This window comes from Bradyrhizobium huanghuaihaiense (genome assembly GCF_007830635.1).
GTDB lineage: Bacteria > Pseudomonadota > Alphaproteobacteria > Rhizobiales > Xanthobacteraceae > Bradyrhizobium > Bradyrhizobium huanghuaihaiense.
On sequence record NZ_VLLA01000026.1, the window covers coordinates 78,721 to 87,733 of the forward strand.

Consider the following 9,013-nt stretch of genomic DNA (forward strand, 5'->3'; position numbering starts at 1 on the left):
GCGCTCCCTGGCTCATGCAACGAAGGAGAAAAACCATGGCAGTTCGTGATCTCATTCCCTGGTCCCAAAACAAGGAGGTCGCGCCGGCGCGCGGCACCCGCGACCCGTTCATGACGCTTCACCGCGAAATGAACCGGCTCTTCGACGATGTCTTCCGCGGCTTCGGGGGCACAAGCCTGTCGCCGCTCATGGAGGGGCAATTCAGTTGGCCCAAGATCGAGCTCAGCGAGACCGAGAAGGGGCTGACGATCTCGGCCGAGCTCCCGGGCATGACGGAGAAGGATGTCCAGATCGAAATCGCGAACGGGGTGCTGACCATCCGCGGTGAGAAGAAGAGCGAGCGCAAGGACGAAGGCAGATACTTCACCGAGCGTTACTACGGCTCCTTCCAGCGGCAGATAGCCCTCGAGGACGTCGAGGAGGACAAGGCCGACGCCTCGTTCAAGGACGGCGTCCTGACCATCTCGGTACCAAGATCCGAGAACCCGCGGGCCGGCGTCAAGCGCATCGCGATCAAGTCGCAGTAAAGACTATCGCGGGCGGCGGTTGCCGCCGCCCAAACCCACGCAACACGCCCCGCTGAAAGGAGCGTAAAGGGAGGCAATCGATGACCACAGCCAACACGAACACCGGCAATCTCAATCCCCTCTTCCACCCGGCCGCCCACTATGCGTCTCCGGGGGATGTCCTGAACGACAACGAGCTCTCCGTACCGGAGAAGCGGATCATCCTGTCGTCCTGGGCATCCGACCTGTACGCCGTCGAATCCTGTCCCGCGCTACGCGAGATTCCCGGCATGGGCCGCGCCATTCGGCTCGCAGATATTCTGGCCGCCTTACGCCGGCTCGACGGCGACGATGACGATCCGCCTCGCCCCGGCGGCCTCGCAATGCGACAGCGGCGGCCCTTGGGCCGCCGCACTGCAGAGGGCCGTTCTGCCAGATGCCTCACGACCCGGCTGCGCCGTGAAGGTCGGACATCGCGCTGCCAGTTCATGAGGATCCTGTCGGCAGCGACGTGATCCAGGAACATGCGCCGGAAGGGCGACGTTAGCGGAGATGGAAAGTCTGCTGCTCCGCCTGATTACCGTGACGCCGCGCTATCCCGCGTGGGTTCGTTATGTGCTCACGCTCGGCCTGGTTGGGATCACATTTACAGCAAAGCTGCTGCTCTTCGACGCGCTGGACTCCTATCCCCTGCTGCTCTTCATCCCGGCGGTATTCCTTGCATCGGTGATCTTCGACCGGGGGTCCGGCATACTGGCCACCGGCGCGAGCGCGGTCATGGCCGCTGCTTATTTCATGCCTCCACCGGCACGCTCTGCGGTCCTGCCGCTGATCGTCTTCCTGGCGACGGGCCTGTTGCTCGCCGCAGTCACCGAAACCTTGCGGAAGACCTTGGACAGACTTTCGCAAGCCAAGTCGTACGGAGACGTCCTCCTGCAGGAGCTTGCGCATCGCACCAGAAACGACCTCGCGACCATCATCTCGATCCTTCGCCTTCAGGCGCGCTCGGATTCCAATCCCGCCGTGCAAGCCGCGATCGCCTCGGCCGTGGCGCGGGTCGAAGTTGTCGCGAAGGTGCACGACAGGTTGCGCGTCGCCGATAGCGACCTCGTCGATCTTGCACCCTACGCCGAGAACTTGTGCGGCGTCCTGGCGGATTTTCACCGCGGTGTACGTCCCATCGCGATACGGCTTCATTGCGACTCGATTTCCGTGAAAAGTTCTCAGGCGGGATCCATAGGGCTGATCGTCAACGAACTGGTGACGAACGCGTTCAAATACGCCTTTCCGGAAGGACAAAGCGGCACGGTGGACGTCAACATCACGGCGATGAATGATCAGGTCGTGATCACCGTGCGGGACGACGGAATAGGCTGTCCGAGCGAGGTCAAGAACGGCTTGGGGACCCGGCTCATCAACCTGCTGATCGTACAGATGAACGGAAGCATGACCAGAACTCCCCTACCCCGCGGCTGTGAGGTACAGGTCGTGGTATCAATCGGTGGCTGATTGGCCTTGGCCGACGAGGCGCCGCGTCCGGCCATCTTGACGGCCGGATCGGAGAAGACCTAAGTGTACGTTACATCGCTGATCGGAGGGATTAAGCGGAGAATTGGACATGACCGGAACACCGAAGCTCTGTCCGAAATGCCATCAGCCCATGAGCTATGCTTTGCAGCCCGGCGGTAAGCCGCCAAGAACTTGGCGCTGCCTCGAGTGCGAAATGCCCGATCCGCTGACCTCGCCGGAACTCAAGGCGCTCATGAACGGACTTCTCAAGCACGCGTCGCAATAGGCCGGTCCCAGGTGAGGGCTTAATTCGGTGCCAGCACGACGACAACGGCACAGGCCGCTGTTTACGACCGCGTTTCGCTCGCGGTTTTCTCCCTTTGCAATTGGTTCGCGATGCACCCCAAAATGACGCAGACGATCCGGGACGCAGCGAGCACACCGAGACCTCGAACATCCAGTTCGGGCACGAGTTCAACGAGATCGAAGCCAATGATGCGAGCGCGTTGCGCGACGCCGTGCAACAGTTCGACGACGTCGAGATAACCGAGACCGCCTGGTTGCGGAACGAGAACCGCGGGAATCACGCTGGGATCAAGGCCGTCGCAGTCGAGCGTAATGATACAACGGCTCCCCGGCGCGACCTGATCGATGATCGGCTGCACACCATGTGTTCGGACCGATGCAGCGCTGAAGAGGGACACGCCCCAGGCGCGGGCATCGGCAAGATCATTGCCGCGCGAGCCGCCAACGCCGCGTTGTCCGACCTGGATGATCCGCTCCACCCACGGCATTTCGCTGGCCCGGCGCATGGTGCTTGAAAGGGTATGCTTGAGGCCACCTCGCTCGTCACGCCAGTCCAGATGCGCATCGACCTGCAGGATGGTGATCGGACCAAACCCGTCGAAGCCCGAGAAGAACGGGATGGGGACCGAGTCATCGCCGCCGAGGAGCAAAGGCACGGCACCCGCCCTGAGAACGCTTGCTGTTGTGGAGGTGATCAGTGACCGGTTTTCCAGCGGCTTCGTCGGGTTGGTCGGCAGGTCGCCGAGATCAACTGCCCGCAGTCCCTCTGGAATCACCGGGCCTTCTTGATCGAAATCCCAACGGGAAGGATCTTCTGCAATTTGGCGTGTTTTATCCCGAAGGGCTGAGGGCCCCTGGGCCGCGTGGCTGGTACAGCCCAACACGTACGACGTCGCATCCGGCGCGCCAAAGATCACGACGTCCGCGTGGTGAAACGGCTCCTGCTTCGCCGCGGGAACACCGAGAAAGGTCGCGGCGGCGATAGTTTGCGGCTTAGTTATCGCGTCTGGCCGTTGAGCCCCGGCAGAAGCCGTGGCGTCACCGGTGGCGGAAGGGCCTCCAATGATAGATCTTGTCACCGCCGGCCTTATTCGGTCTGTTCGACCGCAGCTGGCATCTTTGCGACCGACATGAGGGAACGAGCGACCTGGTTGAGCAACTGATCGGCGTTTTCCTCTTCCGCCAGTGATTTCGACAGCAAGCTGACGATCGCGCTGTGGCGTAGCTGCTGGGCGAGGTTGCGCGCCGTGGTGTAGCCGGCAATTTCGTAGTGCTCGACCCGCTGTGCCGCACCGATCAATCCTAGGTCCGCCGCGGCGTCTTCCTTCTTCTGACCCTCCGTGATGATTTCCTGGCCTTCCTCGATCAGACCCATCATGCCCTTGCAAGGCTTGGCCCGCGCGGATTTGCCAAGCAGCTCGAAGCATTCGTTGATACGCTCGACCTGGCTCTCGGTCTCGCCGAGATGCTGCTCAAACAGCTCGCGCAATTGATCAAAACGGGCCGCTTCCGCCAGCTTGGGAAGTGCTTTGGTCAATTGCTTTTCAGCGTGTAGGAGGTCGCGAAGTTCATCGAGCAGCAGATCGCCAAGCCCGGCCTCGTCCGAGGCCGGTGAACTCTCGGTCACAAGGGCCGTGGCCGAACCTGTCTCTCCGGCCTGAATGGCCGGCGATTCTGTGAAGACCCAATCGCCGCCCTCGTTCCAAGGACCGCGGGTATCGATCTCGCCATGATCGCCGGTACCCGTGGAATCGTTGAAGAACTGGTCGACGACTCCGGGCGTCGGCGCAATGCGGCCGATACTGAAGGTGGGCTTACCCATGCTCTCGAGCGCCAGCGAAAAGGCCTTCATATGGGTGATTTCGCGCGTCATCAGGAACTGCAGCGCATCCTTGGTCCCCGCGTCATCGCAGAAATTGATCAACCGCTCATAGACGATCTTGGCGCGCGCTTCGGCTGCAATGTTGCTGCGCAGATCGACATCCAGCTCGCCTGTGATCTTCAGGTAGTCCGCAGTCCAGGCGTTGCCCTGCGAATTGAAGAGGTTCACCCCGCCCCCACCCGCGATCGCGATCAGGGGATCGGCCTCGGCCGCCTGGCGATCGAACTTCGCCGGCTTCAGATGCATGCGCGCCAGCGTGCCGACGACTTCCAGATGGCTCAGCTCTTCGGTGCCGATATCCATCAGAAGGTCCTTGCGATCCGGATCTTCGCAATTGAGCCCCTGGATCGAATATTGCATGGCGGCCGCGAGTTCGCCGTTGGCGCCGCCGAACTGTTCCAGCAGCATATTGCCGAAGCGAGGGTCCGGCTCATCGACGCGAACGGTGAACATCAGCTTCTTGACGTGGTGATACATGGAAGAGCCTCGGACTTGAAGGAGAGATCAGTGCCGAACGGCCAGGCAGTGCGGTTGTTCCTCTGGAGGCTGATGTTTCGCGGGTCGACGCTATTCGAGGCGCACAACGTTCAAATGCTAACTCGGCCGCGCCAACGCTTCACGAACCAAGCTCGTCAACGAGCCCATGGTATAAGGCTTCGAGAGCCAGCCAAGTGGGGCGAACGGCTCGGCACGGGCGCGAGTCAGCAGGTCATCATGCGCAGTGGCGAACACACAGCGCAAGCCGAGTTCGCGAAAGAGATCACCAGCCGCGTCAACCCCGTCGCGACGGCCGGCTAGACGAATGTCCATGATGACGAGTGCCGGCTTGTGTTCCCTCGCCATCGCAAGGGCTTCTTCGGCCGTGGTTGCAATGCCAGTCACCTGAAAGCCGGCGTCGAGCAATGCGGTTTCAGCCTGCATGGCGATCAGAAAATCGTCTTCGACGATCAAGACTCTGCCTTGCTGAGTAACGGCGCCGCTCGCTTCGTCTGTGTCCGGTGTTACCTTATCATCAGGCGAGCGTTCGGTCGGTGCGGCCACGTCATAGCGATCGGAAACACTCGCCTGCGTCATCGTGCACCTCGCGCTGCGTCGAAACGAAGCGCGGCGCGCGCAGGTGGCCGGCTCACCGCAAATTCGGCTTGGAGCTGGCGGGCGAGGCCAAGCACCAGGCGCAAGCCGGACGAGCTGTCGCGTACCGCATTCAGGTCGAAACCCGGGCCATCATCCTCGACGAGAAGCTCGAACTGTCCGTCGCGCTCGGTGAGGCTCACGCGAATGCTGTCGGTGGCCGGGTCGCTGACACCATGCTTGGCTGCATTGGTCAGCAATTCATTGAGAATGAGGGCGAGCGGCATGGCGATATCATTGGACAACACGCCGCTTGAGGGCGCGCGCGTGATCCTGATTCCTGACGGCAGCGTCTGCTGGACCGTTTCGACTACTGCACCAAGAAACTCATCCGCCGAGAACCTGGTGGCTTCGGTGGTTCCATAGAGCACGCGCTGGGCGGCAGCCATGGCGGCGATCCGCCCGCAGGCCTCATCAAGCACGCGCCGGGCCTCCTCGCTTCGGGCATTGCGAGCCGCCGTGTACAAGAGCGATTGCAGCATCTGCATGTTGTTCTTGGTGCGATGATTGAGCTCATTGAGTAACAGGCGCTGCTGCGTTTCGGCCTGTTTCCGCTCGCTCAGGTCAACGAGCATGTTGATTGCCCCGGCGACCTTGCCGGATGCGTCGAATAGCGGCGTGGGGAACGGGATGAAGGGAACACGCGTGCCGTCGGGCCGCTCCGCTACCGCTTCGACACCGCGCACCGGGCGGCCTTCCTTCAGGGCGACTGCCATCGGACATTGGTCATGTGGCAGCGGCGTGCCATCAGGAAGATATAGCTTCCAGGTCACGCACCATTGGTCGCTGCCGAGCGTCGGTGTGAGGCCGGCGAAATCGACGGCCGTCTGGTTGAAATAGGTAATCTTGCCGTCGGCGTCGGTGGTGTAGATAGCCGCCGGTATGGCCGCCAGCAATTCCTGCAGCCGCTGTTCGCTCTCCTGCAATCTCTTCTGGGCAATCTTGCGCTCGGTGATGTCGCGCGCGATCTTCGAGGCTCCGATGACCCGGCCCGTGCGATTGCGGATCGGCGAGATCGTTAGCGAAATATCAATCAGGCTGCCATCCTTGCGGCGACGCACGGTCTCGAAATGATCGACCCGCTCGCCACCTCTGATTTTGGCCAGAATGCGCGGCTCCTCGTCCTGTCGGTCGGACGGAATAAGCATCGTGATCGGCTGGCCGACAGCTTCATCTCTGCTGTAGCCAAATAGACGCCGGGCGCCATCGTTCCAGGTCTGGATGATGCCATCGAGAGTCTTGCTGACAATAGCGTCGGTCGATGATTCGACGATGGCCGCAAGTTGCTGCGCATCACGCTCAGCCAGGCGGCGCGCCTCTTCACCGGCAAGACGAGCGACGGCAAAGCCGAGCAGGCGCGCCAGCGTGAGCGCGGTATCGAGCTCGGATGGCGTGAAGTGATGCGGTTCGTCATAGTAGGCCATGAACTTGCCGGCAAGCTGGCCATCCTGGACAATGGGCGTGAAGGCCGCAGCTTGAATGCCTTCATTGAGGATAGTCCGCTTCAGGTCATCCCGCAATTCGCTCCGCGTAACATCGTCGATGCAGACGGGAGTCGGCCTGGTCTCGTTGCGATCCCACGGGGAGTGCCCTTCGACGGCGCGACGGTAGTTTTCCGAGAGATCGCGCCAGGCCACGAACCGCATGACATCGGTCTGATCATAGAGCAGGATCGAGGCGCGCGGGCAGCCAAGGGCGCGCGTGATGGCGTCGAGCGCGGCGTCGTGGATTTGCCCCGCCGATTGGCAATGCTGCAGCCGTTCGGAGAAGGCAAACAGCGCGGCCTGCTCCTCCATGCGCCGGGCGAGCGCCTGTTCGGCACGCTTGCGGTCGGTAATGTCATGCTGCACGCGAACTGCGTAGAGAAACCTGCCGGCGGCGTCGCGAATACTCGACGAAGTGACGGCCGCCCAGATATATCCGCCATCCTTGCGAACGATGCGTTTCTCGATGCTGTAGCGATCGAATTCGCCGGCGAGCTGACGGTGGAATTGCGCGCGGTCCTCGGCAACATCTTCGGGTAAAGTCTCCTCGAAGATCGTCCGCCCAAGAAGTTCGGACGCAGTGTAACCCGTCAGCCGGCAAAGCTGCTGATTGACCCGCAGTATGCGGCCGTCCCGGTCGATTTCGACAATGCCGGCACCGACGTGCTCATAGGTAGCCGCGAGCCGTTCGTCGCGGGCCTGCAGCCAGTCATTGGAACGGGCGTCAGACATTTCCAGCCTGCCGCCGCCGACACGCTCGTGAAAGCAGTTGATGGCGCCCGCTATGGAACCGTCCTCGTCCAGGATCGGTGCAATATGGACGGTGGTCCAGATGTGGAAGCCATCTGGTCTTTCGACTCGTCCTTCGACGCCACGGATCGGGATGCCTGTCCGCAACACCTCGGCCATCGGCGTCCGCTCACGCGAGATCAGGTGCCCGTCGAGAAAGAGCTTGTAGGAGCCGCAAAAGAGTTCGCTATCATCGCCAATGCGCGGCGCGCGGCCCCACAGTTCCGCCGCGCGAGCGTTGAACCAAAGAATGCGGCCACGCGCGTCGCAAGCGTAGACCGCGATCGGAAGCTGCGCGATGAAGGCGGGCGACGGGTTTTGCAAAATAGACGATGCGAGCGGCTCGAGACTGTCACGGTCGACCGCTGTCTGCTGAATATTCATAGGGCCTCATCCCCCGCGCCAGGACCAAGAGGGCTGCGGCATAGTTTCGTTCCCGCCCCTAGGTCGCCTTATCCGGTATGGTTACGGACTCCGCAAAACACCCATAAACGCCTGCCGCGATGACAAGTTCCTAAAGCGGGCCTTCCGTACTGCGCAGGCGAAGCGCAGGACGGCGGACGGTACACGAGACCATAGGTGGGCTCGGTGAGACGTGCCCTCTGCTTTCGTCTTAAGCGATTGCCGGATCTTCGGCCGATGGATTATGGCCCACCTCGTAACGTCTTCTCGTCCTCGGTCACGGCCCGTTGCACACGCTTGGTTGCCGATCCGGTGATTGCTTGAGGAACAGCTCTGTCCCCACTGAGCTTACCTTGCTGAGAATGCCGGAGGAGGATCAGATGGACAGCGAAGACGCCTTGGCAAAAGTGACGGAAGCGTCGGAAGCCGTGCGCCAGACCGCGCATACGGTAAGGCAAAGCTTGGAAGAGGGGCAGCCGCCAGGTCAGGTGCTTGCAATTCTGCGGGACTTGGTACGTGAGGCCCCACTGCCCTCGCTGCTCGTCGCCTTCATGCTTGGTTGCCTGCTGGCGCGCCGTTAATATCGCGGTCGATCGCAAGGTCATTGAGCAAGGGCGATGAGCCTCCGGAGAGCAACGTGGCCAGAAGTTCCGCCTCGAGGAAAGAGCTGGCCCCGCAAATTCGGACAGTAGCTTGAGTGGATTTTCTGCCTGACAGCGGCGAGGATTCTTGCTGCGAATCAGGAGCGAAGATGACGAAGAAGAGCCGCCGGACGCATTCTCCGGCATTCAAGGCGAAGGTTGCTTTGGCTGCGGTCAAAGGAGACAAGACACTGGCGGAGCTGGCGCAACTGTTTGATGTTCATCCGAACCAGATCACGATCTGGAAAAACCAGCTCCTGGAAGGCGCCGCCGGCGTGTTTGGGCATGACAAGACATCGGCCGAGACGCCGGTCGATTTGAAGGCGTTGCATGCCAAGATCGGCGAGCTGGCGTTGGAAAACG

10 protein-coding genes are annotated in these 9,013 nt (G+C 61.6%); 6 read left to right on the plus strand and 4 right to left on the minus strand.

Features of this window, described 5'->3' with window-relative positions:
* Nucleotides 1–35: 35 nt before the first annotated feature.
* The 4 genes from IQ16_RS36430 to IQ16_RS45335 all read left to right on the plus strand — a co-directional run bounded on the left by IQ16_RS36430 (nt 36) and on the right by IQ16_RS45335 (nt 2,301).
* The gene (locus IQ16_RS36430; RefSeq protein WP_018644848.1) at nt 36–527 is read left to right on the plus strand and encodes an Hsp20/alpha crystallin family protein; all 492 of its coding nucleotides are present in this window, start codon (nt 36–38) and stop codon (nt 525–527) included.
* 80 nt (nt 528–607) lie between these two features.
* Complete coding sequence (locus IQ16_RS36435) at nt 608–1,021, plus strand: hypothetical protein (protein ID WP_244636002.1); 414 nt, start codon at nt 608–610, stop codon at nt 1,019–1,021.
* A gap of 37 nt (nt 1,022–1,058) precedes the next feature.
* Nucleotides 1,059–2,015, plus strand: a complete 957-nt coding sequence (locus IQ16_RS36440; protein ID WP_018644849.1) for a sensor histidine kinase — start codon at nt 1,059–1,061, stop codon at nt 2,013–2,015.
* 109 nt (nt 2,016–2,124) lie between these two features.
* Complete coding sequence (locus IQ16_RS45335; protein ID WP_018644850.1) at nt 2,125–2,301, plus strand: hypothetical protein; 177 nt, start codon at nt 2,125–2,127, stop codon at nt 2,299–2,301.
* Nucleotides 2,302–2,362: 61 nt separating this feature from the next.
* Here IQ16_RS45335 and IQ16_RS36445 read toward each other — a convergent pair whose 3' ends face one another.
* The 4 genes from IQ16_RS36445 to IQ16_RS36460 all read right to left on the minus strand — a co-directional run bounded on the left by IQ16_RS36445 (nt 2,363) and on the right by IQ16_RS36460 (nt 7,991).
* Nucleotides 2,363–3,400: an arginase family protein gene (locus IQ16_RS36445; protein WP_020607967.1), complete on the minus strand. Its 1,038-nt coding sequence runs from the start codon at nt 3,398–3,400 to the stop codon at nt 2,363–2,365.
* A gap of 8 nt (nt 3,401–3,408) precedes the next feature.
* Complete coding sequence (locus IQ16_RS36450) at nt 3,409–4,680, minus strand: DUF892 family protein (protein ID WP_018644852.1); 1,272 nt, start codon at nt 4,678–4,680, stop codon at nt 3,409–3,411.
* Between the two features lie 117 nt (nt 4,681–4,797).
* Entirely contained in the window at nt 4,798–5,277 is a 480-nt protein-coding gene (locus IQ16_RS36455; RefSeq protein ID WP_018644853.1) for a response regulator, read from the minus strand.
* Entirely contained in the window at nt 5,274–7,991 is a 2,718-nt protein-coding gene (locus tag IQ16_RS36460) for a PAS domain S-box protein (RefSeq protein ID WP_020607968.1), read from the minus strand. Before IQ16_RS36460 ends, IQ16_RS36455 begins: the two co-directional genes overlap by 4 nt.
* Before the next feature lie 398 nt (nt 7,992–8,389).
* On the opposite strand from IQ16_RS36460, the gene IQ16_RS36465 reads away from it, so the two are divergent.
* Entirely contained in the window at nt 8,390–8,590 is a 201-nt protein-coding gene (locus IQ16_RS36465; RefSeq protein WP_051123021.1) for a hypothetical protein, read from the plus strand.
* Nucleotides 8,591–8,760: 170 nt separating this feature from the next.
* Nucleotides 8,761–9,013, plus strand: a 253-nt coding sequence (locus IQ16_RS36475) for a transposase (protein ID WP_035695574.1), incomplete at its 3' end; no start/stop codon positions are given.